Source organism: Allobosea massiliensis, from assembly GCF_042655245.1.
Taxonomy (GTDB): Bacteria; Pseudomonadota; Alphaproteobacteria; order Rhizobiales; family Beijerinckiaceae; genus Allobosea; species Allobosea massiliensis.
Window position 1 is genome coordinate 1 of record NZ_JBHSLU010000020.1, and the last position, 25,639, is coordinate 25,639.

Annotated in this window: 26 protein-coding genes; 13 read left to right on the forward strand and 13 right to left on the reverse strand. The window is 66.0% G+C overall.

Going from position 1 to position 25,639, the window contains the following annotated elements; all coding sequences use genetic code 11:
• Positions 1–33 precede the first annotated feature (33 nt).
• The 10 genes from ACFPN9_RS10450 to ACFPN9_RS10495 all read right to left on the reverse strand — a co-directional run bounded on the left by ACFPN9_RS10450 (position 34) and on the right by ACFPN9_RS10495 (position 9,817).
• Entirely contained in the window at positions 34–408 is a 375-nt protein-coding gene (locus tag ACFPN9_RS10450; RefSeq protein WP_377816839.1) for a hypothetical protein, read from the reverse strand.
• An 8-nt stretch (positions 409–416) separates the two neighbouring features.
• Complete coding sequence (locus ACFPN9_RS10455; RefSeq protein ID WP_377816841.1) at positions 417–1,358, reverse strand: hypothetical protein; 942 nt, start codon at positions 1,356–1,358, stop codon at positions 417–419.
• Positions 1,359–1,482: 124 nt separating this feature from the next.
• Positions 1,483–2,412, reverse strand: coding sequence for a hypothetical protein (locus ACFPN9_RS10460; protein WP_377816844.1), 930 nt, complete (start codon positions 2,410–2,412; stop codon positions 1,483–1,485).
• Between the two features lie 127 nt (positions 2,413–2,539).
• Positions 2,540–3,460, reverse strand: coding sequence for a hypothetical protein (locus ACFPN9_RS10465; protein WP_377816846.1), 921 nt, complete (start codon positions 3,458–3,460; stop codon positions 2,540–2,542).
• A 131-nt stretch (positions 3,461–3,591) separates the two neighbouring features.
• Positions 3,592–4,593 carry a hypothetical protein gene (locus tag ACFPN9_RS10470; protein WP_066734738.1) on the reverse strand — a complete coding sequence of 334 codons (1,002 nt, stop codon included), beginning with the start codon at positions 4,591–4,593 and terminating at the stop codon, positions 3,592–3,594.
• Between the two features lie 115 nt (positions 4,594–4,708).
• A complete protein-coding gene (locus ACFPN9_RS10475; protein ID WP_377816848.1) occupies positions 4,709–5,674 on the reverse strand; it encodes a hypothetical protein in 966 nt (321 codons plus the stop codon).
• 150 nt (positions 5,675–5,824) lie between these two features.
• Complete coding sequence (locus ACFPN9_RS10480; RefSeq protein WP_377816850.1) at positions 5,825–7,231, reverse strand: hypothetical protein; 1,407 nt, start codon at positions 7,229–7,231, stop codon at positions 5,825–5,827.
• A gap of 12 nt (positions 7,232–7,243) precedes the next feature.
• Positions 7,244–7,702 (reverse strand): hypothetical protein, encoded by a 459-nt coding sequence (locus ACFPN9_RS10485; RefSeq protein WP_068072636.1) that lies wholly within the window; start codon positions 7,700–7,702, stop codon positions 7,244–7,246.
• A gap of 212 nt (positions 7,703–7,914) precedes the next feature.
• A complete protein-coding gene (locus ACFPN9_RS10490; protein ID WP_067993483.1) occupies positions 7,915–8,685 on the reverse strand; it encodes a substrate-binding domain-containing protein in 771 nt (256 codons plus the stop codon).
• Positions 8,686–8,719: 34 nt separating this feature from the next.
• The gene (locus ACFPN9_RS10495; RefSeq protein WP_377816864.1) at positions 8,720–9,817 is read right to left on the reverse strand and encodes a YeiH family protein; all 1,098 of its coding nucleotides are present in this window, start codon (positions 9,815–9,817) and stop codon (positions 8,720–8,722) included.
• Between the two features lie 378 nt (positions 9,818–10,195).
• Between ACFPN9_RS10495 and ACFPN9_RS10500 the strand changes: the two genes are divergently transcribed.
• The 7 genes from ACFPN9_RS10500 (at position 10,196) to ACFPN9_RS10530 (ending at position 15,179) form a co-directional block, all read left to right on the forward strand.
• Positions 10,196–11,086 carry a LysR family transcriptional regulator gene (locus ACFPN9_RS10500; protein WP_067993482.1) on the forward strand — a complete coding sequence of 297 codons (891 nt, stop codon included), beginning with the start codon at positions 10,196–10,198 and terminating at the stop codon, positions 11,084–11,086.
• Positions 11,083–11,661 carry a uracil-DNA glycosylase family protein gene (locus tag ACFPN9_RS10505; protein WP_082733097.1) on the forward strand — a complete coding sequence of 193 codons (579 nt, stop codon included), beginning with the start codon at positions 11,083–11,085 and terminating at the stop codon, positions 11,659–11,661. The genes ACFPN9_RS10500 and ACFPN9_RS10505 overlap by 4 nt, the downstream gene beginning before the upstream one ends.
• A gap of 15 nt (positions 11,662–11,676) precedes the next feature.
• Entirely contained in the window at positions 11,677–12,207 is a 531-nt protein-coding gene (locus tag ACFPN9_RS10510; protein WP_067993481.1) for an RNA polymerase sigma factor, read from the forward strand.
• Positions 12,197–13,006: a hypothetical protein gene (locus ACFPN9_RS10515; RefSeq protein ID WP_156448895.1), complete on the forward strand. Its 810-nt coding sequence runs from the start codon at positions 12,197–12,199 to the stop codon at positions 13,004–13,006. Before ACFPN9_RS10510 ends, ACFPN9_RS10515 begins: the two co-directional genes overlap by 11 nt.
• Before the next feature lie 88 nt (positions 13,007–13,094).
• Positions 13,095–14,420 (forward strand): sulfite oxidase, encoded by a 1,326-nt coding sequence (locus tag ACFPN9_RS10520; RefSeq protein ID WP_082733096.1) that lies wholly within the window; start codon positions 13,095–13,097, stop codon positions 14,418–14,420.
• Between the two features lie 29 nt (positions 14,421–14,449).
• The gene (locus tag ACFPN9_RS10525) at positions 14,450–14,776 is read left to right on the forward strand and encodes a hypothetical protein (RefSeq protein WP_156448896.1); all 327 of its coding nucleotides are present in this window, start codon (positions 14,450–14,452) and stop codon (positions 14,774–14,776) included.
• A gap of 16 nt (positions 14,777–14,792) precedes the next feature.
• Positions 14,793–15,179 carry a c-type cytochrome gene (locus ACFPN9_RS10530; RefSeq protein WP_067993503.1) on the forward strand — a complete coding sequence of 129 codons (387 nt, stop codon included), beginning with the start codon at positions 14,793–14,795 and terminating at the stop codon, positions 15,177–15,179.
• Positions 15,180–15,201: 22 nt separating this feature from the next.
• Here ACFPN9_RS10530 and ACFPN9_RS10535 read toward each other — a convergent pair whose 3' ends face one another.
• The 3 genes from ACFPN9_RS10535 to ACFPN9_RS10545 all read right to left on the reverse strand — a co-directional run bounded on the left by ACFPN9_RS10535 (position 15,202) and on the right by ACFPN9_RS10545 (position 19,005).
• Positions 15,202–16,635, reverse strand: coding sequence for a YncE family protein (locus ACFPN9_RS10535; RefSeq protein WP_067993478.1), 1,434 nt, complete (start codon positions 16,633–16,635; stop codon positions 15,202–15,204).
• On the reverse strand, positions 16,632–17,075 hold the full coding sequence (gene copM / locus ACFPN9_RS10540; protein WP_067993477.1) for a CopM family metallochaperone: 444 nt from the start codon (positions 17,073–17,075) through the stop codon (positions 16,632–16,634). Before copM ends, ACFPN9_RS10535 begins: the two co-directional genes overlap by 4 nt.
• A 373-nt stretch (positions 17,076–17,448) precedes the next feature.
• Positions 17,449–19,005 (reverse strand): ABC transporter substrate-binding protein, encoded by a 1,557-nt coding sequence (locus ACFPN9_RS10545; RefSeq protein ID WP_067993476.1) that lies wholly within the window; start codon positions 19,003–19,005, stop codon positions 17,449–17,451.
• A gap of 223 nt (positions 19,006–19,228) precedes the next feature.
• Here ACFPN9_RS10545 and ACFPN9_RS10550 point away from each other — a divergent pair, with 223 nt between their 5' ends.
• From ACFPN9_RS10550 to ACFPN9_RS10575, 6 genes are all read left to right on the forward strand, one after another.
• Positions 19,229–19,966, forward strand: coding sequence for a FadR/GntR family transcriptional regulator (locus tag ACFPN9_RS10550; protein WP_067993475.1), 738 nt, complete (start codon positions 19,229–19,231; stop codon positions 19,964–19,966).
• 10 nt (positions 19,967–19,976) lie between these two features.
• Positions 19,977–20,918: an ABC transporter permease gene (locus ACFPN9_RS10555; protein WP_156448897.1), complete on the forward strand. Its 942-nt coding sequence runs from the start codon at positions 19,977–19,979 to the stop codon at positions 20,916–20,918.
• Between the two features lie 25 nt (positions 20,919–20,943).
• Positions 20,944–21,825 (forward strand): ABC transporter permease, encoded by an 882-nt coding sequence (locus tag ACFPN9_RS10560; RefSeq protein WP_067993489.1) that lies wholly within the window; start codon positions 20,944–20,946, stop codon positions 21,823–21,825.
• Positions 21,818–22,579: an SDR family NAD(P)-dependent oxidoreductase gene (locus ACFPN9_RS10565; protein ID WP_377816861.1), complete on the forward strand. Its 762-nt coding sequence runs from the start codon at positions 21,818–21,820 to the stop codon at positions 22,577–22,579. Before ACFPN9_RS10560 ends, ACFPN9_RS10565 begins: the two co-directional genes overlap by 8 nt.
• Before the next feature lie 13 nt (positions 22,580–22,592).
• Positions 22,593–23,783, forward strand: coding sequence for an enolase C-terminal domain-like protein (locus ACFPN9_RS10570; protein WP_067993473.1), 1,191 nt, complete (start codon positions 22,593–22,595; stop codon positions 23,781–23,783).
• A gap of 78 nt (positions 23,784–23,861) precedes the next feature.
• Positions 23,862–24,602 (forward strand): ribonuclease activity regulator RraA, encoded by a 741-nt coding sequence (locus ACFPN9_RS10575; protein WP_068178191.1) that lies wholly within the window; start codon positions 23,862–23,864, stop codon positions 24,600–24,602.
• Positions 24,603–25,639: the final 1,037 nt, after the last annotated feature.

Consider the following 25,639-nt stretch of genomic DNA (forward strand, 5'->3'; position numbering starts at 1 on the left):
TCCAGACGCGTAACCGCATGACTATCAATATGGCTATCCATATCGACAGTCAGCTACCGCCTCTTGATCAGCGCAAGATGGCCCTCCTCGGAGGCGTACGTGGAGCATGCGGTTCCAGAGTCTGATCTGGCGCGCCTGCGCGGCATCCTCGTCATTGTTGGCCTCAGCGGGATCGCCGATGAAGCCATCGCCATGACCCAGCCGCCGCGCGAGCCGATCGGCGTCGAAGATCTCGATAACCGGTCCGGTGGGCTGGGACGGCTCCCTATCCGGCTCGGTTTCGCGGTGCATAGGTCCGCCGTCGGGGCGCTGGTCGCGCAGCAGTTTGATCAGAGCCCGATGGCCATGGTCACGCCACGCCTCTGCCGCGTCGATGTCGTTGTCCGAGTGAGGCTTGGTCCTATTCATTACGCGCCTCACAGCTCGACGCCACTGAGCGCGGTGATGAAGGGCGGACCCTGCCGCGCGATGCGGCGTCCGACACCAAGGGCGATCTCGACCAGGGCTCGCATGTGATCGGGGTCGCGGTTGCGCTCGGAGATCAGGCGCTCTGTGTCGAGCTTGGCGACCAGATCATCCGAGCTCCGCGCGGGCCAAAGCCCAACGCGACAGAGCTTCGCATAGGCGAGGACGAGGGCGCCGCGCGTCGTTCCATACCAGTACGGACCGACCTCATCGGGCTCCGACCAGGCGTCGACTGACCCCAGATGCGTCTTGGCCTCGTTCAGCAAGGCGGCGAGGTCGGGAGGCCGCTTGAACCAGGCTTCAAGCGAGAGAGCGTCCTCCAGCAGGTAGCTGCCGGGCGCGGTGCTGGCGCCTTCCAAAGCGTGGCCGTGGACCTCGCCACGGAACCGGGCCGCGGTCTCTTGATGCTCCGGCGGGACGCGCCCGTCGCGGGTGAGCCCTATGATGTCAGAAGGGCTGGCGCGCTGCAGTGCGCGCATCATCAGCTCGGTGGCGTGGACGCCCCTGCCGCTTCGATACTGCTCATCGCGTTCGCGCGACAACATCGCCCGCGCGACGCGATCCTCGGGGGAGATCGCCGGCAGAAGCAGCATGGCGATCTCGCTGGCGTGGGCGAGAACGGCGAGCGCATTGCCGGTGTCGACGCGTTGCTCGAGTGCGGAAGGGTCAGCCTCTGCGAGCGCGAGGAAGCGCGCGTATTGACGGGCATGAACGAGGGCCCGGTCGCGCAGGTCGAGGAGCGGCGGCAGGCGGTCGAACAGCCTGGCATAGCGCTCGAGATCGTCGGGCATTTCGGGCAGCCGCGTCTCGATCGCGGCGAGCGCGTCGAGGACGGTTGTTGTCTCCGTCGAGAGGCTGAGGTCACGAAGCGTTGCGGTGTTGATGTCGGTCATGGTCCTGGTCCCGTGGGTCGGCTCGGTTGAGCTGCACACAAGCTGCTGCCATCACGACGAAAGGCGCGGCGGAGACCGTCGCGCCTTTGGAAGCTTTTTGAGACCGCTGCGACGCCTGCCGCGCTCAACGCCCTATGCAGTGGCTTTTGCGAGCGGCTGCCCATTCGACTGCGGCCCGCAGGTGCTCGGGATCGCGATGGCGCGGTCCGATCAAGTCGAGCGCCTTGCGCTGGATCGCGACCTTGTCAGCGTCGCTAGCCGGCCACAGGACCAGCCGTGCCAGCCTTACATAGGCCAGCAACATCGCGCCTCGGATCGCTTCATCCAACAGCGCTGGCTCGCTCACGCGTCGCTGCACCCGCCGCCAGACGTCGACCTGCGTCAGCAGGGTGAGTGCGCCTGCCAGATGATCGCCGGCATCGATCCCCGTCTCCAGCCAGAGCTGCAGCGATGGCGCGAGCGCGAGCGAATAGGCTGCAGCCTCGCCTGGCCGCGCCCCGAGCGCATCGGGCGACGCCTGCGGCAGCCGGGGCGGTCGGACATTCTGTTCGCTCATCGCGACGAGTGCGCCGCCGCAGATCACGTCTGTGCGGTAGCGGAGCGCCGCGTCGCGCGAGCGTCTCGCCTGCGCACGCAGCGCACGGCGGAAGCTCGCGAGCGCCCGATGATCCTCAGGCTCCCGCGGCGCGATCAGGATCGTCGCGACATTGGCGCTGTCGATCAGCAGCGCCAACGCCCTGGCGCAGTTGAGAACCTCGGCATAGGCCGTGATCTGCCCCTCGCGCACCTGACCGAGCAGGCGGCCAAGCTCATCGGTATGGAAGCGAGCGCGGGCGCGGATGGCCACAAGCGAAGGCCGGTCCTGCCAGACCGCAGCGAAGCGCCGCAGTGGCCGCGCGTCATCGTCGATGAGACGCTCCAGCGCCTCGAGTTCGTCGATCACTTGAACGAGCGGAAATCGTCCGCAGGTCGACCCCGCAGCATCCCGCTGGCGCTCATCTTTGTCCGGGCCGTCGCTGTGCGGCAGGATCGGCTGGAAAATGTCTATATTCATGATTGCTTCTCATGGGGTCCTAGCCAATCGGCTACGCTCCTCCCCGTCATCTCTGGCAACGAACGAGGACGCCGCAAACGGCGGCGCCCTCCATCGCGATGGGCGGCGTTTGCGCAGGGCGCGCCGGTCAGCGCTGTCGCTCGCTGTCCGCGATCCGGCGCTGCATGAGCCGAAGCTCCTTCAGCCGTTCGGCGGCGGCCTGTGCGAACAGGACGACGTCGCGCAGTCGCTCATCTCGAAGACGATCGGTGATCGCGTTGATGCGGTCTCCAGACGTCTCGTCGTCCTGGGTGGCGACGGCGGCGATCAGGCCGGCCCGCGCCAGATCGGCCGCAGCGAGCAGCCCGGCGCCGTGGTAGGCGCCCTGAAGCCGATCGAGCCACTCGCGATCGACCTCATCCGCCTCGTTGGCAACCGCGAAGCGATCGGCATCGTCGAGCTGCAGGCTGGCGCGCTCGATCAGCGTGTTCACGGGCGCGAGGTTGCGCAGGAAGCTCATGAGGCTCAGCCCCTGCTCGAGGCCGATCATCGCCGGCTGACCGTCCCGGACCTCGTCGAGGCCGGGCACCGTCGCAGCGTCGAAGGTGAGGTCCGCATGGCCGGTGTCGTCCATGCCGGGGTGGGCAAACGCCTTGCGGGCGAGCGCCGCGAACTCCTGGTCGCTCCCGACGGCCGCGACGACGTCGTCGAGAACGCGTCGGCGGGCTGCGAAGTCGCGCTTTGAGCGCGGCGGCGCGAGCGCGACGGTGACTGTCGCGGCGGCGTCGAGCAGCGAGAGCGCGATCAGCACGTCGAAGAGGTAGGCGATCTGTTGGCGGTCGGAGGTGCCGGCCAGCGCGACGAACCGCGTCACCTCGTTGGCGTAGCCGATGGCGCGGGCGCTGATCTCGCCGAGCGAGAAGGCCTTCGCAGCGAAAGCGGCATAGCCCTGCTCCAGGCCGGCCTTGAGTGAGAGCTGGTTGGCAAAGCCGGCGAGGTCGTCGGTGACAGGCCAAAGTGGCAGGTCGAGCTCGATGTCGGCGAGCGACAGCGCGTTGATGGTAGTCATGTTGTCGTCCCAGGTTCCTTGGGGGTCACAGCCACGTGGCTGCGCAGTTCCTCCGTTCCCGAAAGCGAAGAGGCGCCCGCACGCGGACGCCTCCCTTGTTGTGTCCTTGGATGGCTCGTGCTGCGCGCCAGCTACACCAGGGCACTCCATTCGAAGACGAGCCGGTCGCGGCTGTCCGGCGGCAGCGATTTGACCCATGCGGCATCCGCCGTGACGTGCCGGATCGCCGCCTGCATGTGCACAGGATCGCCGATCTCGCCGCGCAGGTTGATCAGCGCGACGATCTCCTTCTTGATCGCCAGCGCGGCGCGGTTGTGCACCGGCCAGATCATGACCTGTGCCGCGGCGAGGTAGCCTGCGATGCGTGCGCCTTCGGCCGCGACCATCAGCTCGCTCGCGTTCTCTGGACCGCGCTGGGCCAGCGCGATCAGGCGGTCGCAAGTCTCGAACAGGCTCCGGACGCGCTGCAGCAGGCGATCGAGATCGGGCGCGTCGCTGGCGTAGCCGACCCATTCCCCGATCTGGTTGTGGGCATACGCTGGTGGGCCGCCACGGAGCTCCAGGCCGGCGGAGAGTTCCCAGCGCTCGAGCGGCCACGCAGCCAGCCCGCGGCTGTCGCTCGCTGGCGCCGGCGGTGCGGGCGGCAACATGAGCGCCGGCACGCTGAAGGCGGTGCGCTTCCAGCGCAGGCGGCGCGCCAGCGTCGCGTCCATCATCGAGACGAAGCCCTTGTCACGGCGATGGTGCAGGGCGCCGGTCGCCTCGGCGAGGGCGAGCTTGGCCTCGGCCTGGTCGAGGTCATCGGCTGGCCAGATTGCCGTCAGCGCGACCAGGCTCAGGCTCATGATCTGAAGCCCGGCACAGGCGAGGTTGTACTCGCGCTCGCCGAGGTCTTTGGCGAGATTGAGCCGGAACTCCTCGTTCGACAGGCTTTTTGCGTTGCGCGCCGCCGCCTTCAGGTCGATCGGTTGGCGCCGGAAGGCCGCCAACTCGCCGACGCTCGGGTCATCGCTGCTGATGATCTCGACCGCCATCGCAATCGGATCGTGCAGCGCCCGGTTGCCGGGCTCCTCCACGGGGCCTTCGCTGCGCCTGGCGAGCGAGCGCCCACCATCCTCGGTATTTCTGGTCATGTTGGGGACTTTCCTATGGGGTTACGACCATCGGGCCGCGTAATCCCTCCCTCCGCCATGGACAGAGGCGTCCCCGCCGGGGACGCCTCCATCAGCCCTTGCGGTGCTCGTTCCGTCAGACCACGGGCAGCCACATCGGCTTGAGTTCCAGCGTGGCGCCTAGCCTGAACGCCTTCGCGATCCAGTCCGCCTCGCCGACCAGATGGCGGATCGCCGCCTGCTGATGCAGGGCGTCGCCTCGACAGGCCCGCTCGTTGACGAGCGCGGCCAGCCGGTGCTTTGCCTGCGCATCGGTGGAGTGCAGCATCGCCGGCCAGATCGCCGCTCGCGCCGCCGCGAGATAGGCGAGGATGCGAGCGCCTTCGGCCGCACGGCGCAGCGGGCGAGGATCCTCGGAGGTGGTGTCCGCCAGGACCATGAGCCGGTCGGCCGTCGCCATCATCCGCGCGAAGCGATCGACCAGATCGGACAGCGTCGGATAGTCATCGACGAAGGCCGACCAGCGCATGAGCTGCTGGCCAGCGATCGAGGCGTCGCCGCCTTCGAGCGGCACCGTGTCGACCAGATCGAAGCGCGACAGCGGCCAGGTAGCGAGCCCACGGTCGGCCCCGGCGGGAGCCGCCGGGCCGGGAGGGACGACGAGTTCACCGACCGCGAAGGCGGCGCGGTGCAACCTGATCCGCTCGGCCATCTCGGCGTCGAGGGATGGCGCCTGGCCATAGTCGGTGCTGTCGCCTTGCGAGGCGGTGGCTTTTGCCAGCGCCTTCTTGGCGTCGGCGTCCTCGACGGTATCGACCGGCCAGATCGCGACCATGGCGGTGCAGCTCAAGGCCACGATCTTCAGGCTGATCCGGGCCATCTTGACGTGGTTGCCTTCGCTGAGCCGGAACCATAGCCGCTCGGCTTCGTCCTCGCAGCGCTTCGCTTCGATGGCGAACCGCTTGAGATCTGGGGAGCTGTCCCTGAAGGCGATGAGCTCGGCGAGGGTGGGGTCTTCACCGATGGCCCCCGTGATGGTGGCGAGCGGATCGCTGATCGGACCCTGCGTGTTCTGGCTGCCGGTGTCGCCGGCGGCTTCCATCGGAGCGAGGCTCCGGTCCTAGTCGTTGTCGGTCATGGTCTTGTTCTCGTGGGTCACAGCCCCATCGGCTGCGCTTCACCTCCGTTCGCTGAAACTGAGAAAGGCGCCCCACGCGGGGGCGCCTTCCTGATGTCGGCCATGGTGTTCCGTTCAGGCGGCGCACGACAGCGGCTTGCCGCGCCCGGCAATCCAGCGCTCGATTGCGTCGAGCTGACGGACCCGGGCAAGATCGCCTGGGCCGGCCCCGGCCTTCAGCGCAGCGATGCGTTCCCGGGCGGCCGGGCGCGTGAGCCAAGGCACGTCGTCCCGCGTATCGAGGCGGTGGTCGAACCACGCCGCACCCTTCTCGCGCTCGGCGGCGGAGAGCTCGCCCGGCGCTTCGAGCCAGGCCCAGCGATTGGCGAAGGCTTTCAGCCGGACGTCGCCGAGAAGCTCGCGGCCGAGCCGCACCCGTTGGTCCCATTCGACCTCGTGCCAGCGCCGAGAGGTGATCGCGTCATCCCGGCCGATGAAGCCGCCACTATAGAGGCTGTCGTCCGGCCAGGGGCTCGGCTCCTTGCCGGCGAAGCGCCCGGCCAGCGCGATCGCGAGGTTGTCGCGGAAGCACGCATGGCCGCGGATGCGGGCCAGACGGGTCTGCAACTCTCGATCCGGCGGGACCTCACCCCGTGCAGCGGGAGCCGCCATCTCCCAGGGCAACAAAATCGGCTGGGCATTGGTCTTGACCAGCCGGATCGGGCGCTCGCCGTTCGCGAACAGCATCTCGCCGAGCTCCTCGGGCGGGGCGTCGAGATAGGTCGGGTCGACGGTGAGATCGGCGACAGCCCAGGACGACGCATTCCCGGGCGTCGGCATAATGCCGCCGATCGGGATCATCCGGTTGAACAGGCCGAGCCCAAGCGGTTCGGGGCGAGCGAGCAGTCCGGCGGGCCCGCTTTTGTGGGCATTGGCCATCATCGCCGCGATGATGGTGGGTGCACGCTCGCGCAGGAGCCTGAACAACGCGATCGTGGCATGGACGTCATTCAACGCGTCATGAGCATCGGCTTCGTCGAAGGCGATGCCGTTGGCACGGCAGACCGGCCCCAGCTGCATCGTCGGCTTGCCCTGCGGCGTCACCGGGATGGTGATCGTGTCGGGCGCCAGCATCGCCACCGCGCGCAGCATGGTCAGCACATCGGCGCGGGCCAATCCCGGCATCGAGGTCGCATAGGGCGGGAGCAGCGTCCGAAAGGCGCTGTGTCGCTGTAACTCCTCGTCGTATTTGAGGTTGCTGTAGCCCAGGATTGTGGCCGGTGAAGCGGCGTCAAGGATGCCGGCGACGGCCCGCATCAGCTCGAGCTGCGACAGGGGCGCGGCCTCGATCCTGTAGGGGTCGAGGCCGGTGACAAGCAGGGCGTCAGGCGAAGGAACCACATAGGCGGGCAAGCGCGCCCGCAAGACAGTCTCTCGCACAGGGCGCAGATCGCTGTCGGTCTCGACGTAGGCAGCCTGCAGCGGCACATCCCACGCCGGCTCAAGACCGCTGGCCTCGAAGTCCATAAAGAGGAAGCTCATGGCGGCGTCCCCTCAATGCCGACTCATCGAGCCGGGCTCGATCGCGACCTTGGTCAGGTTGATGCCGAGCTTGCGGGCATCGACCTGCATCGCCGCCTCGACCATAACCGCCGTGTGCGAGCGCGCCATCTCGTCTTCCTGGAAGATCATCGCCTCATAAACGGTGATCTTGCGCTCCAGATGCTCGTCACGCTGCGCCGGCGCCTCCGCCAGCATGAAGGCGAAGAACCGCGCCTGCGCCCTGGCGCCCTCGGCAAGCTGACGTCCGTTCAGTCCGCCGAACTCGGCATGAATCCGGTCGCCATCCTGCTCCAACAGCATCGCATGCGCGCTCGACAGCTGCCACAGGAGGAAGTGCCGCTCGGCATGGTCGCCGAGCTGCGCATAGGTGCGGGCATATCGCGAGAGATCCTCCGCTCCCGGCAACGTCTCGTCGCAAGCTGCGGAGGCCTTCCGCTTTCTCGTCGTCATTCCACTCGTCCGGTCCAGTCCGTGACCCGGAAACGGCGCGTCGGCTCAGGATCCCGGGGGTTCCCTGGATTGGGTTCCGGTCCTCGCTTTTTTTGCTATGCGGCGACCGTGGCACTGGCGGCCAATGCGCATCTTTGGCCCTTAGCTGACGCTTAGAAGGTCTGCTTCAGGGCGGTCTCCTAAAGCCTGGAGTCGAGCCACACAGGCTGGAGCTAAGCGCGCATCCACCCCCATTTGGCGAAGATGCGCTGGCCTTCAGCCGAGGCGAGAAACTCCACAAAGCCCTTGGCTTCCGGTCGCATTTGCCCACGCTTCGTCAGGGCTATGCCCGTGTCACGATAGATCCGAAGGTCCGGCTCGACCTCGACGACGTCCGCGAGTGTTGGGTTGGCGACCTGCCAGATCGTCCAGATCAGCCAGGCGTCGAGCGAACTGTCCTCGACCCACGCCTTCCGGGCGTCGGCGCTGTTCTTGGCGACCTTCCCAATGTTGGAGCGAAAGGCTTTGACGTCAGCGATGCGGCCGAGCCGGCCAGCTACGTCCTCCCACAGGCCCTGCTGGCCAGCGCCGTTGACGACTAGGATGCTGTGGCCGGGCTCGAGCAGGGTCTTCACGCCGCCGACCTTTTTTGGGTTGCCCGGCCGGACCAGGATTGCGGAGGCGCGCAGGTAGAGCGGCTGCACGGTTGAGGGATCAATGCCGGGCATCGCTTCGATGAAGTCCGACATCATCACCTCGGAGCCGCTGAAGATCATGTCGGCGTCCTTGGTCGCCTTGTCCTTCCAGGCCGGAAGCGGACCGGCTTCGACCTGTACTTCGATGCCTTGCGCCTTGCCGAAGGTGGCGGCAGCCTCCTTCATCGCCGGCATCGGCCCGCCGGGGCCGTAGACGCGTAGAGGCTCGGCGGCGCTTGCCGGCGTAGCAAGCGAGGCGGCAAGTCCGGCGCCGAGGATCCCGATATCGCGACGGCTGAGATGGGTCATGGGTTGATCCTTTCGTTTTTCCGGAGGCGCCGGCTCACGCCACGCCGATGAGATGAATGAGGCCGAACGAGATGGCGGCGAGCGCGAGCAACGAGAGGACGACCGCGCCCGTGACCCGAGGGCCGGCCCTGGCCACCGAGCGGATGTCGACGCCGAGGCCAAGCGCAGCCATCGACACGATCGTGAGCAGGTTCGCAACCGTCGCCAGCGGCGAAAGAAGGGCGGTCGGGATGAGGCCGGCCGAGCGAAACGCCGCCATCACGAGGAAGCCAACGATGAACCAGGGCACGAGATGGTGGACGGCGATCCGCTTGGGCGCCGGGCGATCGCCGGCGGTCACATGCGGCGCAGGTTTGTCGGTCTCTTCGCGCAGGCGTCCAGACAGCATCGACAGGACCAGCACGACCGGGCCGAGCATCAGGACGCGCACGAGCTTGACGAGTGTGCCGACCTGGATCGCGGCTGCACCCGCCGGAGCCGTGGCCGCGATGACCTGGGGGACAGCATAGACCGTCAATCCCGAGAGCACGCCGAATTGGTGAACGCTCAGGCCGAGCGCCGGGATCAGGAGAGGCAGGCCGAGGACCACGACGACTCCGAGAACCGCCGTGAAGGCGATCGAGGCTGCGACGTCGTCTCCATCAGCGCCGATGACGGGCGCGACCGCCGCAATGGCCGAGTTACCGCAGATCGAGTTGCCGCAGGCGACGAGGATCGCCATGCGCTGTGGCAGACCGAGCAGGCGGCCGATGGCATAGCTCAGCCCGATTGCGACGAATACGACGACCGCGATTCCGATCAGCAGGCCAGCTCCAGCCGCGGCGATCGTCGCCGCGCTCAGCGAGGCGCCCAGCAACACCACCGCGATCTCCAGCAGGGTCTTGGCCGAGAAGGAAATGCCGGGCCGCCAGCCGCTGCCTGGCGTCCACAGCGACCGGATCACTGTGCCGATCAGGATCGCCATGACGAGCGCCTCCAACCATACCCGGCCGAAATAACCCGCCTCGACATGTTCGATTCCCAGCGCGACCGCCGACACACCGACGCAGAGCAGAACGCCGGGCCAGATGGGCAGGGCGTCGAGCGTAGAAGAGGAATTTAAAGGCGTTCTCGACTGGGTCGGCAGGGTCATCGCGGCATCCATTCGTTCGATGCGTGATCTGTCGCTTACCGTAATTGATTTATCCAACAGGTTGTTTCTCTTGTTTCGATCGATAAATTCGATTGGTATCGATTGAAGCGCGATCAGCTTTGGCTGCGAGCCTGAGGAAGGCTGCGCCGGCAATTATGATCGAGCCGAACACACTGCCGGCGAGGACATACAGAATGCGCTTGCCCCATGGTCCCTGCCGCGCGCTGTCGGTCGTGAGGCGCGCGGGATGGTCGTCGAAATGGTGCGGCGGTGGCTGGTTGTGGTCGGGCTCGATGCTCGTCATCAGGCATGCTCGCTGTCGGGAGGGATGATGAGGAGACGCAAAGGCCCTTCGATTTATTCCGGCGAGGCGTTCGTATGACTCTCGAACAACTGCGGATCTTTGTTGCGGTCGCCGAGCGCGCGCACGTCACGCGCGCCGCCTCCGATCTCAATCTGACGCAGTCAGCAACCAGCGCGGCGATTGCGGCCCTGGAGTATCGGCACGCGGTGAAGCTGTTCGATCGCGTGGGTAGGCGGATCGCGCTAACCGATGCCGGCCGACTGTTTCTCCAGGAGGCGCGGGCGATCCTGACACGCGCGGCCGCCGGCGAGCAGATCCTGGCCGATCTCGCGGGGCTGAAGCGCGGCAGGCTCGCTTTCGCCGCGAGCCAGACGATCGGGAACTATTGGTTGCCGCCAAGGCTTGCTGCGTTTCGCAAGCGCCACCCGGGCATCGAAACACCGCTGGTGATCGGCAACACCGAGACCGTGACCACCGCCATCCATGACGGGCTGGCGGACATCGGCTTCGTCGAGGGCGAGATCGATGATCTCCATCTCACCCAGGAGAGCGTCGCAACCGACGACATGAGCATCGTCGTCTCGCGCGATCATCCGTGGTCCGTGCGTGATGCCGTCACTCCTAACGAGTTCGGCGAAACGTCCTGGATTTTGCGCGAACCGGGCTCGGGGACGCGGCAGCTTCTGGAAACGGTGCTACGGGAAGCGGGACGCACGCTCGCAGACCTCGACGTCGCGCTCGAACTGCCCGCCAACGAAGCCGTTCGCGCCGCGGTCGAAGCTGGCGCCGGCGCGAGCCTGATGTCGCGGCTCGTCGTCGCGAGCGCGTTGCGTTCCGGAGGGCTCGTGGACGTGGCGGCCGACATCCCACCGCGCCGCTTTCTGATACTGCGGCACAAGGAGCGTTACGTTAGCCGGGCCGCGCAGGCCTTTCGCGAGCTGCTCGACGAGGAGCAGTCCCGATGATGGCCCCTGACAGGCAGCCGGCCCATGTCGCGCCGCTCAATCGCTTTGCCGCAGTGCTGCGGGCGCGCCATGGCGACGTGCCGGATTTCGATCCCTTGGATGGCGGCATCGCAGCTCGCCTGCTCGTGCTGCTGGAAACGCCCGGCCCGGCCTCGGTTTCCACCGGCACGACATCGCGCGACAATCCCACCGGGACGGCTCGCAATCTGACCCGATTTCTCGATGGGCTCCCGCTGTCGCGATGGGACACGGTGATCTGGAACGCGGTGCCATGGCGGCTGCCACGCCGTGGCGGGAAGCTCGGGCGGCCGACCCGAATGGACATCGAAGCTGCTGCGCGCGATTTGCCGGCGCTGCTCGCGCTCTTGCCGCGTGTGCAGGTCGTGGTTCTCGCCGGCCGCGTCGCGCAGAGCCTTCGGCCCGCGCTGGATGCAGCAAGGCCCGATCTCACCGTGATCGCGATCCCGCATCCGAGCCCGACACATCTCGCCGCGTCACCCGCTGCGAGGGAGCGGCTCTTCGGCGAGGCCTCGCGCCGGGAGATCGCTGTCGCCATTGCGGATGAGGCCGGCTAGTCTGGCATTGCTCCAATGAGGATCGAAGCCCTGCGCGACGCGGTCGAAACGGCACTGAGGCAGAACTGGCAGCGGCTTTTCGGCTATGCGCTGCGGCTCAGCGGCGACCGTGACGCGGCGGCCGACCTTCTGCAATCCTGCGCGATGAAGGCGTTGGCGAGCGACACCGTGCCCGATGCGTCAGGCATCCGGTCCTGGCTTTTCGCGATCCTGCGGAACGGCTTCTTCGATGATCGCCGCCGGGCCTCGGTGCGCTCGGACAATCGCGAGGTCGAGACGGGGCTGGAGACACCCTGGCGCCACGACGATCGGCTGATCGCGGAGATCACGGTCAGGCAGGCGCTCGAAAGGCTGGACGCGACACACCGCGACATCATCGAACTGGTCGATCTCGCCGGCTTTCGTTATGCCGAAGCGGCGGAGATTCTGGGCGTGCCGGTCGGGACCGTCATGAGCCGATTGAGCCGCGCACGCCTCGCGCTGCTGGACGAGATCGGCGGACGGAACGTGACGCCCTTTCCGACGGGGCGCCGCCATGTCGGGTGACGATAGCGAGATGATGAACGGGCAGGCCGTGTCCTGGGAACGGCTCAACGCCTATGTCGATGGAGAACTGGCGCCGGCGGAAGCTGCGTCGGTCGCATCGGCCGTGGCACACGACTCCGGTCTCGCAAGAAGAGTTGCCACCCTGGCTGCGCTGAAGGCCAATGTGGCGGGCCTGTCTGAGGACACCGCGCCGCCCTTCGCCATTTCCGCACGCGGGACGAAAACAAGGGGATCCGCGCGCCGTCTGGCGGCGATCGCCGCAACGCTTGCCCTCGTCGCCGGCATGGGTTCCGCGATCTGGTTCGCGACTTTGGGTCCGCGCAGCGAGGACATGAGCGACGCGCTGATGGCGCATCGGCCGTGGCTGGCTGGTGGCGAGGCTCCTGCGACCGCTGCTCTGTCCGTCGAACTCGCCGGCGCACGGTCGACCGCTCTGCCTGATCTGTCCGCGGCGTCGCTTCGTCTGGTGCGCCTCGACGTCAAGCCCGGCCTCGCCCGGAATGGCGAGGTCTTCGCGGGCTATGAGGGGCCGAACGGCTGTCGTGTCGGGCTCTGGGTCTCGCCGGAACCATCGACGAGTGCAGCCGAGCCCGTGCGGTCGACGGAGGACGGAATCTCGATCCGGGCCTGGCGCAACGGTGATATCGGCTACGCCATGGTCGGCGTCGGCATCGACGAGGCGCGTCTCGACCTGATCGCTGCCCTGGCCGCGATGTCGCTCCGCAACGACGGTCCTGCCTCCCAACAAATTGCCGCGCTGAACGACATCAGGACCACGGGTCGGCCCTGCACGGCCTGAACCTTTCAGACCTTCTCTTCAAGAGTGGAATAATTCGACGGGGTCGCGCGTCTTGTCTCCCGAGGAACATGTCCTCGGGAGAAACGCCATGCTCGAAGAAGCAGTCACGCGGGACGCCGCGTCCAATGACCAATCCAGTTCCCATATCGTCGAAATGCCTTCGGCCTCCCGCCGCAGCATTCTGCTCGGCGGCAGCCTCGCCGCGATCGGGGTGGCGGCCGGGCTTGGCGCACCGCTCGGTTCACGCTCGAATGGCGGCCTGTCCTCCGCTTCGGCGCAAGGCGCTCCGGCGGCAGCGCCAAAAGTCCCGCAACCGTTCGACTTTCCGGGCAAGGACAAGGGCTTGGCGTTGCTGGGCGACCGGCCGCTCGTGGCCGAAACGCCCGAAAGCCTGCTCGACGACGACACCACGCCGATCGCGAAATTCTTCATTCGCAACAACGGCCAGCTGCCCGAGGAGGCCAAGGACGCCGATGCCTGGTCGCTGAAGATCGAAGGCGAGGTCGACAAGCCGCTGACGCTGACGCTGGGCGAGCTGAAAAAGCGCTTCACTGCCCACAGCTTCCGCATGGTGCTGGAATGCGGCGGCAATGGCCGCTCCTTCTACCAGCCGGCCGCGCGCGGCAACCAGTGGACCAATGGCGGCGCCGGCTGCGCAGAGTGGACCGGCGTGCGCCTCGCCGACGTTCTGAAAGCCGCCGGCCTGAAGGACAGCGCCAAGTTCACCGGGCATTTCGGCGCCGACCCGCATCTTTCGGGCGACACTACCAAGGACGCGATTTCGCGAGGCATGCCTATCGAGAAGGCGCTGGAGCCGCATTCGCTGATCGTCTGGGCGATGAATGGCGAGCCGCTGCCGCATATCCATGGCGGGCCCTTGCGCCTCGTCGTGCCGGGCTGGCCGGCTTCGCTATCCTCGAAATGGCTCAACCGCATCCTCGTGCGTGCCACGCCGCATGACGGCCAGGGCATGGGCGGGACCTCCTATCGCGTGCCGACCGTGCCGCTGGTTCCGGGCTCCAACGCCGACGGCAAGATCAACTTCACCGACCTGACCTCGATGCCGGTCCGCGCCATCATCACGGCTCCGGCGAACGGCACGCGCCTGCCGGCAGCCGCCCGCGATGTCTCGCTGCGCGGCGCGGCCTGGGCCGGCGATCACGAGGTCGCCAATGTCGAGGTCTCGTCCGACGGCGGGCAGCGCTGGCATACGATGACGCTGGCCAAGCCGAAGAACCGCTACGACTGGGTGCGCTGGACCGGCTCGCTCAAGCTGCCGAGCGAAGGCTATTTCGAACTCTGGGTGAAGGCCACGGATTCACGCGGCGTCGCGCAGCCCCATGTCGCGACGAACTGGAACCCACAGGGCTACGGCTCGAACCCGATGCATCGCATCGCCGTGCTGGTGGGCTGACGATGGCGGCATTCCATAAGCTGAAGGCGGTGGCGCTCGCCGCCGCTCTTCTCACCGTTCCGGTCTGCGCGTTCGCGCAGGCCGAGGACACGCCCGAATCCATTCCGGACTTTCCCGGACGCGACGAGACCTTCGGCTACTGTGTCGGCTGCCACTCGATGAAGGTCGTTGGCCGTCAAGGGATGAACCGCGCCCGCTGGGACGAGACCCTGGCCTGGATGACCGACAAGCACGCCATGCCCGCGCCCGACGACGAGATGCGAAAGGTGCTGCTCGACTATCTCGAAAAGGCGTTCCCGCCGGCGGCGCCGAAACAGGGCGGCGGATGGGTCAGCCCGTTCGCGCCGCAGAAGTGAGGAACGACCTGTGATGATGAAGATGATCCTCCCGCTCGTTGCGCTGGGCCTGCTCGCGCAAGCTCAGGCCCGTGCGCAGGATGCCGCCGCCGGCGAGAAGACCTATGCCCAGTGCCGGGCCTGCCACCAAATCGGCGAGACCGCGAAGAATACGGTCGGCCCCGTCATGAACGGTGTGATCGGCCGCAAGGCGGCGGAGCGCGAAGGCTACAGCTACAGCAACGCGATGAAGTCCTCGGGCCTGACCTGGGACGAAGCCACCTTCGCCGACTACATCAAGGACCCGAAGGCGAAGGTGCCCGGCACGAAGATGATCTACGCCGGGCTGAAGGACGACAAGCGCATCGCTGATCTGGTCGCCTTTCTCAAGCAGTTCGACGCAGAGGGGAAGAAGGCGCCCTGAGGGCGCCTTCCAGGAAACCTCCTCACGGCGCCTGCGACTGCAGCACGGTCCCCGGCTTGTCCGGGGTGCCGGCCAGAATGACGAGATAACGCTTGCGATCGGGCTCGGCGTCGGTGACCACCTGCCGGATCGGCCCGACCGCATTGACGATCGCGGCGCCTGCCGGATTGGTCATGAAGGGCGCGAGCGGCTGGACGCCGGTCTCTCCTTTCGCATCGTTCGCCAGCGCGAGGATGTAAGGCGCTTTGGGCTCGAGGCCGGTGACGGCCGCCTGCAGCATCTGGATCGGACCCTGATTGAACAGTGTCACCTGCGTGACCGCCTTGCCGTCGGAGCCCGCGAGCGAGAGCTGCGCCGAGTTCTGCGCCGCCGAGAGCGGCTGAAGGTTGGCTGTTCCGTCACCGCTCGGGACCGCGTTGGGCACATAGGCCACACCCTGCGGTGCCTGGCCGACGGGCACCGTCGCAATGACGGCCTGCTTTGCGGTATCGATCACCGCGACCGCATCAGCGTTCTCCAGCCCGACATAGACGCGCGTGCCATCGCCGGACGGCCACAGCCCGTGCGGCAGCGCGCCGACCGGGATCGTCGCGGCCTGCGAGAAATCGCCGGTGCGGAACACCTTGATCTCGTTGGTGCCGCCGACCGTGACATAGGCGAACTGATCGCCGTCGCGGCGTACGATGTTGACGTGGTTGGTGATCGGCCCGGTGTCCAACGTCTTCAGCGCTCTGAACGGCGGCTTGGCTTGGAAGACCATGGTCTTGCCGACATCCTTCAGCGTCAGCCAGAGCTGCTCGCCATCCGGTGTTGCGGCGAGATCCGGACAGAACGGGCTCTCCTGCTTCATCCGCCCGACGACCTTGCGGGTCCTGGTGTCGATCGCCACCGTCTCTGGCGAGAAGGAGGAGCAGACGAAGCCGTAACGCCCATCGGGCGAGAAGATGGTCATGCCCGGCCCATTCGGCACCTTGATCCGCGCGGTCGACGCGAATGTCTTGCCGTCGAGCACCTGGATGTAATCCTCGCCGCGCACCGAGACCCAGACCTCCCTGCCGTCCGGCCGGAAGAAGGCCTCGTGTGGCGATCGCCCAACATAGGCGACTTGCTTCACAGTGTTGGTCGCGGTGTCGATGAAGCTGACCGAGTTGGAGCCGATCGAGACGACGGCGAGTGTCTTGCCATTCGGGGAGAAGCCCATGCCGTGGACAAGCACCTGCCCGCGATAGAGCGGGCTCAGATTGGCCGGCGTCGGCTCACCAAGCTTGATCACGCCGAGCAGCTTGTTCTGCGAGGGATCGATGACCGAGACCGTGTTTGAGAATTGGTCGGAGGTGTAGAAGCGGTCCTTGGCCGTGATTGGAACGTCTGGAGCCGCGGCCCGACCAGGAGCCTGGCCCGCACAGACGGGCGCGGCGCTCGACAGCAGGAGCAAGGTGGCGAGGGCGCGCTTCATGGCTTCTTCTCCATGTGGGAATGATTGGCATGGCCCTGTGCGGGTGCGGGTGCGGCTGTCGGCTTCGGCGCCGGCGTCTCGCCGAGGATGCGCTGCATCACCGCGATCTCTTGCCGCTGCTCGACGATGATGCCCTGGGCAAGTCGCCGAAGCCGCTCGTCCTTGCCGAAGCGGAGCTGGATCTCGGCCATGTCGATCGCGCCCTGATGATGCGGGATCATCATCGCTGCGAAGTCGCGGTCCGGATTGCCGGTCGGCTTGGCGGCCGCCATGCCCTCATGCATGCGCGCCATGGCGCGATCCATCTCGGATACGAAGAGTTTGATGTCGGTCGACGTTATCCCCGCCGCGCCGCTCTGCTGCGCCAGTGTCGGGGAGACGGCGGCGGCGAGCAAAAGGGCAAGCGAGGCCGCGTGTCGCATCTTGAGTGTTCGTGGCATATCGGCTCCTCGGTGGTGACCTGAGCCTGAAACGCACGGCGCGACGCTCCCATTCCCGCGCGGCCTTCGGATGCCCAACACATCCGCGTGAAGTCGCTGAGTATCGGGCGGTAAGCTGCCCGCTGGGCAACGTCCGCTTTTCGGCAGTCACTCAATGTCCGGAAATGGCGCTGGCCCGATGAGCGACACAACTGAGAGCCCGTCACCCAGCGACAGCCTTCCTTTCGCAGCAGCCGCCATGGCCCTCATCCGACGCATCGCGCGAACGCGATGAGTTTCGGGGCGGACTCTGAGATTGCGCAGATTATCGCGCGCACTTCCCATAGGCTGCGACTGCGGAACGGCGCTATTCGCTTACCAGCGTGCGCTCGCGTCAGGCCTTGGCGAGCCAGGCTTCGGCGAGCTGCCAGGCGCCGCCGGAATCCAGCACGATGTTGTTGAGCTCTTTGCGGGCCACATGGCGCGCCTCGCGGAAGAACAGCCAGGAATAATAGTCGTTCTTGTTCAGGGCAGCCTGGAGATCCTTGTAGATCGCCTTGCGCTTGGCCTGATCGGTTTCCTCGCGGCCCTGATCGACCAGCCTGAAGACCTCCTCGTCCTTCATCCCAGACCAATTCTGCGAGGCGGCGCGGCCGAAGAACGGCCCGAAGACATGGTCGGGGTCAGCTCGCGGAACGTTGACGCGGCCCATGGCCAGCTCGTGCTGGAGGCCGAGGACCTTCGGCACCCAGGCTTGCCGCTCCAGAATCTCGATCTCCATGTTGATCTTGAACGGCTTGAGTTGGGCTTGGACGATCTGCGCGACCTGGGTGTCGGGGTCGCGCTGGATGATCGAGAGCTTGCAGGTGAAGCCGTTGGGCTGGCCGCCTTCCTTGAGAAGGGCTTGGACTTTGGCCGGATCGAGCTTGGGCGCAGGGACGCTGGCATCGAATGACCAGTCGGTCGGCGGCACCCAGGTCGGCGTGACCGCGCCGAAGCCGCGGGTGATGCCCTTCATCAGCACATTGCGGTCGATGCCGTGATTGACCGCCGCGCGCAGCGCCGGGTTGGCAAAGATGCCCTTGCTGACGTTGAAGGTCAGCCATTGCGCGATGCCCGGCGGAACCGCGACGAGCTTGAGTGCCTCGTTCTTCTCAACCTCTTCGAAATCACGCGGCGTCACGCCATCCACCAGATGGACGCCGCCCGATTTGACCTCGACCATCTTCACGGCCGTGGTCGGGATGATGCGCAGCGTCACGGCGTCGGCATAGGGCAGCTTCTTGCCGTCCGCTCCGTCACGCCAGTAGCGCTCGTTGCGCACGAAGCGGATCTGGCTGCCGCCGACCCATTCGGCGAACTTAAAAGGTCCGGTGCCGACGGGTTGGCGGCCGAAATCCTGTCCGAGCTTCTTTAGGGCCGCCGGCGAGCACATCATGCCGGCCTCGACCGCGAGCGACGCCAGAGCCGCGCCCGAGGGCCGCTTTAGATTGATCCGGACCGTCATCGGATCGACTGCCTCGGCGCTGGCGATGTCGGCGAGGTCGGGGCTGCGCGGCGCGGTCGAGCCGGGGGCAATGACGCGCGCGATGTTGAAGACGGCCGCCTCGGCATTGAAGGGCTCGCCATCATGGAAGACGACGCCCTCGCGCAGTTTGAAGACGACGGACTTCTTGTCCTCCGACCATTCCCATTTCGTCGCGAGGGAAGGCTGGAGATTGCCCTGCACGTCGAATTTGAGCAGGCCTTCGAACATCTGGATCAGCGCGTAGCGATCCGAGGTCGGCGCGTCGCCCATGATCGGATCGAGGCTCTTGGGTTGCAGGTCCATCGAAGCGACAATGGTGCCGCCGAGGACCGGGGAGCCCTGCTGCGCGAAGGCTGGCAGGCCGGCGACAAAGCTCAGGCTCGAAGCGCCGAGCAAAATGTCGCGACGTGAAATCATCTCCATTGCGCGATCTCCTTCCATGGCGCTATTCATAACGCCGGCGGCTTTACCTATCAGATATGTTATGAGATGGGCAAATGGATTTTGTCGTGCCTCGATATGGGGATGCGCAGAATCAATGCTGCATATGCGAGATTCAGCATTGATGGGCTGGCCGAAGCGCCGACTGGCGGCGCGCGATCGAACCCCGTTGACCCGGACTGCGTCACAAGATATCTGATAAGTTATGAGCGATATCGCAGCACTTCAGCCCGACAAGCAGCGCCTGACCGAAGCGGTGACGCAATTCGTGATCGACCGCGTGGCGGAGCGCGTCTTCCGTCCCGGCGACTCGCTGCCCTCGGAGTCAGACCTCGCCAAGCGCTTGAACGTTTCGAAGCCAGTCGTTCGCGAGGCGCTCGGACGCCTGTCGGCGCTGGGCATCGTTCAGATCCAGCAGGGCAAGCCGACGACCGTGAAGGGCCTTTCGGTTGCGCCGCTCGATCAGTTCCTGCGCCTGGCTGTCCGGGTGACCGATAATGGGCTGCGCGAGGCGGTGGAGCTGCGCCGGGCCATCGAGGTCGAGGTCGCATCACTGGCCGCCGAGCGGGCCTCGCCGCTACAGCTAGAGCCGGTCGAGGTGGCTTTAGAGAAGATGCGCGCCAACATCGACGGAGATTTCGAGCGCTGGCTGCAGGGCGACCTTGCCTTTCATGTCTCCCTGGCGCGCTGCTCCGGCAATGCCCTGCTCGAACACCTCGTCAATGCTCTGGCGGAGACGATCAAGTTCACCCAGCGCGCGCTCGGCTTGCAGCGTGATCTGCGGGACCCAGCGGCGACCGTCGCGCGTCATCAGGCGATCATCGACGCCATTCGCGCACGCGACCCGGCGGCTGCCCGCGCCGCAATGACCGCGCATTTCGCCGTGTCCGATGCCGTCATCGCCGAGATCGCGCGCGATCATCGCCGGCTCGATCGCTACTGAGGGACGGGCCGTGCTCAGCTATCTCGGCAAGAAGCTCGTCCAGATGCTCCCGGTGGCCTTCTTCGTCACCGTCATCGTCTTCTCCTTGACCAATCTCCTCCCCGGCGATCCGACAGTGACGATCCTCGGCGAGCAGGCCACACCCGAGCAGCGCGCCGCCGTACGGGTCGAGTACGGGCTAGATCAGCCGGCGCCCATCCGCTACGTCACCTGGCTCACCCGCGTCGCCCAGGGCGAATTCGGCCGCTCGCTGCGGACCCGCGAGGATGTCGGCGCGATGCTGGCTGCGCGCATCCCGGTCACGCTGCAGCTCGGCCTTCTTTCGATCCTGATCGCGGTGGCGATCGGTGTCCCCGCCGGGATTCTCGCCGCCCGCTTTCGTGGCGGTCTGATCGACGTCGCGGCGAGCCTCGTCGCCATGTCCTCGGTGGCGGTGCCCTATTTCTGGATGGGTGTGCTGCTGATCATGCTGTTCTCGCTGCAGCTCGGTTGGCTCCCACCCTCTGGCCATGTCCGCTTCCTCGACGATCCCGCCCAGAACATGAAGCTGATGGTGATGCCGTCGCTGACGATCGGCACGGCCTTTGCGGCGCTGGTGATGCGCCAGACGCGGGCCTCGATGCTTCAGGTCCTGTCGATGGATTATGTCCGCACGGCCCGCGCGAAGGGCTTGAGCGAAAGGCTCGTGCTGCTGCGCCATGCGCTGCGCAACGCGCTGATCCCGATCATCACCGTGATAGGCTTGCAGGTCGGGGCGCTGCTCGGCGGCGCCGTGGTGACGGAAACCGTCTTCGCGCTTCCCGGTCTCGGCCGGATGCTGGTGGATGGCATCTTCCAGCGCGACTTCCCGGTGATTCAGGGCGCGATCCTGTTCATCGTCATCGCCGTGTTCATGGTGAACTTGCTGACCGACATGCTCTACCGGGCCTTCGATCCGCGGGTCGAGGCCTGAGGCAATGGTGGCCGTGACCGGATCGATGCCGCGTTCGCCCGTCCAGGAACAGCGCGCACCGCGTTCGCCGGGCGCGATCATCCTGCGCCGCATCCTGACGTCCTGGCAGGGCCAGTTCGGGGTGTTGGTCCTCGCCGTCATCGTCGCGCTTGGATTGCTGGCGCCCTGGATCGCGCCCTATTCGCCTATCGATATCGACCCGGACGCCTTCTCCATGCCGCCGAGCCCGGCGCACTGGTTCGGCACAGACGAAATCGGGCGCGACGTGCTGTCGCGCGTCCTGCACGGCGCGACGGTTTCGCTGCAGGTCGTCGTTTTCGCGATCGGCCTGGCCTTGATCGTTGGCTCTGTCCTCGGACTGATCTCAGGCTGGCTCGGCGGACGCTGGGATGCGCTGATCATGCGGGTGATGGACGCCTTCCTGGCTTTCCCGCTCCTGGTGCTGGCGCTTTCCATCGTCGCAGTGCTCGGCCCCGACCTCATGAACGCCATGCTGGCAATCGCCATCACCAAGATGCCGGGTTTTGCCCGCCTCGTCCGGGCGGAGGTGCTGAGCCTGCGCGAGGTCGATTATGTCATCGCGGCCAAGGCGGCCGGTGCCAGCCCTTGGCGGATCCTGTCTCGCCACATCTGGCCGAACGTCTCCGGCAACGTCATCGTCTACGGATCGCTCTCGGCCTCGCAGGCGCTGATCACCGAAAGCGCACTGTCCTTCCTTGGCCTCGGTGTCCAGCCGCCGACGCCGAGTTGGGGCTACATGGTCGCGACCGGCATCCAGTTCTACCAGTCCTGGTGGATGAGCTTCTTTCCCGGCCTTGCGATCTTCCTCACCGTGCTGGCGCTGAACTTCCTCGGTGATGCCGTGCGCGACGCCTTCGATGCCAGGCTCGGCGATCGCCATGACTGAAGCGAGCGGTCTTTATCCCGATCTCGCGGGTCGGCGGGTGCTCGTCACAGGTTCGTCGCAAGGTATCGGCCTGGCCATCGCGAAGGCATTGGCCGGCGTCGGCGCCAGGGTCTGCATCAATGCCCCCTTGCCCGGTGCGGACCTGGACGATGCCTGCCGCCAGGCCGGCGCCACCCTGGGCGTCGCGGCTGATCTGTCCCAGCCCGAGGAGGTCGCGCTGCTGGTGGCAGCGGTCGGGAAGGCGCTCGGCGGGATCGATATCCTCATCCTGAATGCCGCTCTGCAGGAGCGGCAGCCCTGGGCAGGTTTCGAGCGCGCCTCGATCGACCGGCAATGGGAGCTGAACCTCGCGGCGAATTATCGCCTGATCCAGGCTTTCGTGCCCGCTATGGTCGAACGCGGCTTCGGCAGGCTGATCGCAATCGGTTCAATCCAGCAAGTGCGCGAACATCCGGAGATGCTGATCTACGCGGCCAGCAAGGCAGCGCTCGAAAGCATGGTCCGCACCATCGCCCGGCAGGTCGCGGGACAAGGGGTCACCTGCAATGTCTTGGCCCCAGGCGCGATCGCGACCGCGCGCAACCGCGAGGTGCTGGCGGACGCGGCCTATCGCGACACCGTACTCGGACGCATCCCGGCAGGGCGCCTCGGAACGCCAGAGGACTGCGCCGACGTCGCACTGTTCCTCGCTTCGAACGCCGCCCGCTACGTCACCGGCACGACGCTCTTCGTCGACGGCGGCATGCATCTCTAAGGGAGAATGGCCGATGAAGATTGTCGATATGAGGGTGCGCTGCGTGGCGATCCCGCTCAACGCGCAGCTTCGCCACAACACCGGAGTCCATCCCGGCTATTTCCTGCGCACCATCCTCGAACTGGTGACGGATGAGGGCCTCATTGGTCTCGGAGAGGTCGGCGGTGGCGACCAGCGCGGCGCGCTGACGAAGCTCAAGTCGCGCATCATCGGCATGGACCCGTTCCATCTCGAGCTGATCAAGCTCAAGACCCTGCGGGCGATCTACTATCTCTCCAATGCCAGGCTCTATGCAGCGATCGAAATGGCCTGCCTCGACATTCAGGGCAAGGCGCTGGGCCGCCCGCTCTGCGACCTGATCGGCGGACCGGTTCGCGACCGCATTCCGATGATCGCCTATCTGTTCTGGCGCTACGATCGACCGGGCGGCGGTCATGACGAACATCCCGAAGACATGGCCGATCTCTGCCAGGAGTTGCACGAGACCCTCGGCGTCACCGCCATGAAGCTGAAGGCCGGCGTCTTCGAGCCGACTGTCGAGGCGCGGGCCGTCGAGCTCTGCCGCGACCGGATGGGCCCGGACTTCGGACTGCGGATCGACCCCAATGGTGTGTGGTCGGTCCCGACGGCGATCCGCATCGGCCAACGGCTGGAGGCGGTTGGGATGGAGTATTTCGAGGATCCGTCCTGGGGGCTGGAGGGCAATGCCGCCGTGCGCAAGGCGGTCCGCACACCGATCGCCACCAACATGTATCCGGCAAAGTTCGATGACCTCGGCCCTGCTATTCGCCTCGGCGCCGTCGACATCGTGCTGACGGACATCCATTACTGGGAAGGCCCGCGCGGCGTGAAGGACCTGTCGGCGGTCTGCCGCACCTTCGGCCTCGGCGTTGCGATGCATTCGGGTGCCGAGTTCGGCATCGAGCTCGCTGCCATGCTGCACACCGCTGCCACGATCCCCGAGATGAGCTTCGCCGGCGACGCCCATTACCACTACCTGACCGATGACATCATTGAGGGTGGGCTGATGAAATACGAAGGCGGGGCCATCCGCGTGCCGACCGGGCCCGGTCTCGGCGTTCGGCTCGACGAGGATAAGATGCGCCATTACGGCGCTCTCTACGAAGAGAAGGGCGATTACTACGCCCGTTTCCACCAGGACCCGTATCGACCCGATTGGCATCCGGTGGTTGGCGGGTTGTGACAGCCCCGCTTGCGGCTACGCCGTTCTGAAACGGCTTCACGAAGATCAGACCTCGCTGCCAACCATCAGGAACGCTCCATGTTCGACATTCCCAAGATCAATCGCCCGGCGAAGGCTCTGGTGGACGGGCTCGCCAGCATCGGCACCGCCACGGCATCGAGTGAACTCTACAAGATGGGCATCCGGAATCCCCTGATTTCGGGAGCCGTGCCGCACTCCCGCGGCAAGGTCGTCGCCGGGCCGGCCGTCACCCTCCAGTTCATGCCGAAGCGCGAAGATCTTTATGGCGACGGCGAGTACGCGGATCGAGAGAAGCAGCTGCACAGGCATGCGCTCTATCACATCGAAGCCGGCGACATCGTTGTCGTGGACGCCCGCGGCGACATGGAAAGCGGCATTTTCGGCGAGATGATGCTGACTTACTTCGCCGGCAAGGGCGGCAAGGGCATGGTCATCGACGGCGTCATCCGCGATGCCGCCAAGGCGTTCAAACTCGACATCGGCTACTGGATGCGTGGCGTCAGCCCGAATTTTCACACCCAAACGACGCTGATGCCCCACGCAGTGAACGTACCCATCGCATGCGGCGGCACCTATGTCAGGCCAGGCGACATCATTATTGCCGACGATGACGGGGCCATCTGCGTGCCGATCGCCTATGCCGAGCGGCTGCTCGAAGTCGGCAGTCGTCACGTAGAATGGGAGGACTTCTCTCGCCTCATGCTCTCGAAGGGAGGCGACCTGCGTCGCTATTACCCGCTGGCCCAGGAGGCCGAGCCTGAATACTTGGCTTGGAAGGCGCAGCAGGAAAGAAGTTGAGGTCGCTGGCTGGCGACGCTGCTCTTAGTTGCTCGCTGCTCCAGACTGACACTCATAAACGTCCGCTATCCGGCGGGTCACGAACGTCCGAACGTGGCGCATAGCTCCGGTCGCCTGATCCAAGGTACTTCATGACCTGGTGGGGCTTTTGCTGCCTCTCGAATTCGTCGACCACGGTGAGCTACTATTCCCGTCCGCCCCGACCATCGCCCTTCCTGCCAGGTTGCGCTGGTGGTGAGGCAGGTCGCTTTTTAGAGTTCGTGTGACCATCAGGGGACGCTCCAGCCGGAGCCCTTGGAGTAGAAGAAGGCGGGACTTTGGTCGACGCAGCGCGACCATGTCGCGGGTCACTCTCCCGCACGGTCGTAGCACCAGCCGCGGTCGGCGAGGAGGGTGTATGATTGGGTGGGCTGCTTAGCGTGGGTCGAGCTGGAAGCGCGAGGGGATCGAGACCGTACTCTTTCATCGAGATTGTCACACGCGCAGCGATCTCTTTCATCGAGCTGATGCGCGGTCGAACCGGGACTGCCGGTACCGCCGCCCGTCCGTCTGAAGCCAATTTCGAGGCGGTGGTTTCGGGCTTCTCACCCTCGATCGCGGCAGAAGCTTTGGACGGTGCGGCCTCTTCCTGCCGAGATCTTGCCTGTTCCAACGTCGCTCGCGCGATATCGAATAGCCGACCCTGCCGCTCTTTCTCCTCTACCTCCTCCTCTTCATGTTGTCGTTGCATCAGGCGAGTTTGCGATAGCATCGCATCAAAAGCTGCATCGGCTGCAGTCCGCGTCCCGTCGCTTGACGCGACCATCGACGCGCTGCCCACAGCTTCTGCGACAGCAGACGTCTGATCTGAGACTTGTGCCGCTGCCGTAAGAATTTCCTGGGTCCGCACCTCGACATGCCGCCCGCCATCGTGTTGACGGCCTATCTCCCGCTTCATCTGGTCGTGTCCCATAGCGTGGTGTAGCTGACGGTGGTCACCGGCGATTGCCGGTTAGGTTTGGGTTGTGAACGCCAACCCTGAACCGAGAGATCCCCGA

What these genes read in the sequence shown, in the direction of transcription:
- ACFPN9_RS10480 (WP_377816850.1), bottom strand. Translation starts at nt 7,231, where the DNA reads ATGAGCTTCCTCTTTATGGACTTCGAGGCCAGCGGTCTTGAGCCGGCG.
- copM (WP_067993477.1), bottom strand. Translation starts at nt 17,075, where the DNA reads ATGCCACGAACACTCAAGATGCGACACGCGGCCTCGCTTGCCCTTTTG.
- ACFPN9_RS10455 (WP_377816841.1), bottom strand. Translation starts at nt 1,358, where the DNA reads ATGACCGACATCAACACCGCAACGCTTCGTGACCTCAGCCTCTCGACG.
- ACFPN9_RS10495 (WP_377816864.1), bottom strand. Translation starts at nt 9,817, where the DNA reads ATGACCCTGCCGACCCAGTCGAGAACGCCTTTAAATTCCTCTTCTACG.
- ACFPN9_RS10545 (WP_067993476.1), bottom strand. Translation starts at nt 19,005, where the DNA reads ATGGAGATGATTTCACGTCGCGACATTTTGCTCGGCGCTTCGAGCCTG.
- ACFPN9_RS10570 (WP_067993473.1), top strand. Translation starts at nt 22,593, where the DNA reads ATGAAGATTGTCGATATGAGGGTGCGCTGCGTGGCGATCCCGCTCAAC.
- ACFPN9_RS10520 (WP_082733096.1), top strand. Translation starts at nt 13,095, where the DNA reads ATGCTCGAAGAAGCAGTCACGCGGGACGCCGCGTCCAATGACCAATCC.
- ACFPN9_RS10505 (WP_082733097.1), top strand. Translation starts at nt 11,083, where the DNA reads ATGATGGCCCCTGACAGGCAGCCGGCCCATGTCGCGCCGCTCAATCGC.
- ACFPN9_RS10560 (WP_067993489.1), top strand. Translation starts at nt 20,944, where the DNA reads ATGCCGCGTTCGCCCGTCCAGGAACAGCGCGCACCGCGTTCGCCGGGC.
- ACFPN9_RS10550 (WP_067993475.1), top strand. Translation starts at nt 19,229, where the DNA reads ATGAGCGATATCGCAGCACTTCAGCCCGACAAGCAGCGCCTGACCGAA.
- ACFPN9_RS10450 (WP_377816839.1), bottom strand. Translation starts at nt 408, where the DNA reads ATGAATAGGACCAAGCCTCACTCGGACAACGACATCGACGCGGCAGAG.
- ACFPN9_RS10475 (WP_377816848.1), bottom strand. Translation starts at nt 5,674, where the DNA reads ATGGAAGCCGCCGGCGACACCGGCAGCCAGAACACGCAGGGTCCGATC.
- ACFPN9_RS10575 (WP_068178191.1), top strand. Translation starts at nt 23,862, where the DNA reads ATGTTCGACATTCCCAAGATCAATCGCCCGGCGAAGGCTCTGGTGGAC.
- ACFPN9_RS10500 (WP_067993482.1), top strand. Translation starts at nt 10,196, where the DNA reads ATGACTCTCGAACAACTGCGGATCTTTGTTGCGGTCGCCGAGCGCGCG.
- ACFPN9_RS10485 (WP_068072636.1), bottom strand. Translation starts at nt 7,702, where the DNA reads ATGACGACGAGAAAGCGGAAGGCCTCCGCAGCTTGCGACGAGACGTTG.
- ACFPN9_RS10515 (WP_156448895.1), top strand. Translation starts at nt 12,197, where the DNA reads ATGTCGGGTGACGATAGCGAGATGATGAACGGGCAGGCCGTGTCCTGG.
- ACFPN9_RS10565 (WP_377816861.1), top strand. Translation starts at nt 21,818, where the DNA reads ATGACTGAAGCGAGCGGTCTTTATCCCGATCTCGCGGGTCGGCGGGTG.
- ACFPN9_RS10470 (WP_066734738.1), bottom strand. Translation starts at nt 4,593, where the DNA reads ATGACCAGAAATACCGAGGATGGTGGGCGCTCGCTCGCCAGGCGCAGC.
- ACFPN9_RS10530 (WP_067993503.1), top strand. Translation starts at nt 14,793, where the DNA reads ATGAAGATGATCCTCCCGCTCGTTGCGCTGGGCCTGCTCGCGCAAGCT.
- ACFPN9_RS10465 (WP_377816846.1), bottom strand. Translation starts at nt 3,460, where the DNA reads ATGACTACCATCAACGCGCTGTCGCTCGCCGACATCGAGCTCGACCTG.
- ACFPN9_RS10460 (WP_377816844.1), bottom strand. Translation starts at nt 2,412, where the DNA reads ATGAATATAGACATTTTCCAGCCGATCCTGCCGCACAGCGACGGCCCG.
- ACFPN9_RS10490 (WP_067993483.1), bottom strand. Translation starts at nt 8,685, where the DNA reads ATGACCCATCTCAGCCGTCGCGATATCGGGATCCTCGGCGCCGGACTT.
- ACFPN9_RS10535 (WP_067993478.1), bottom strand. Translation starts at nt 16,635, where the DNA reads ATGAAGCGCGCCCTCGCCACCTTGCTCCTGCTGTCGAGCGCCGCGCCC.
- ACFPN9_RS10510 (WP_067993481.1), top strand. Translation starts at nt 11,677, where the DNA reads ATGAGGATCGAAGCCCTGCGCGACGCGGTCGAAACGGCACTGAGGCAG.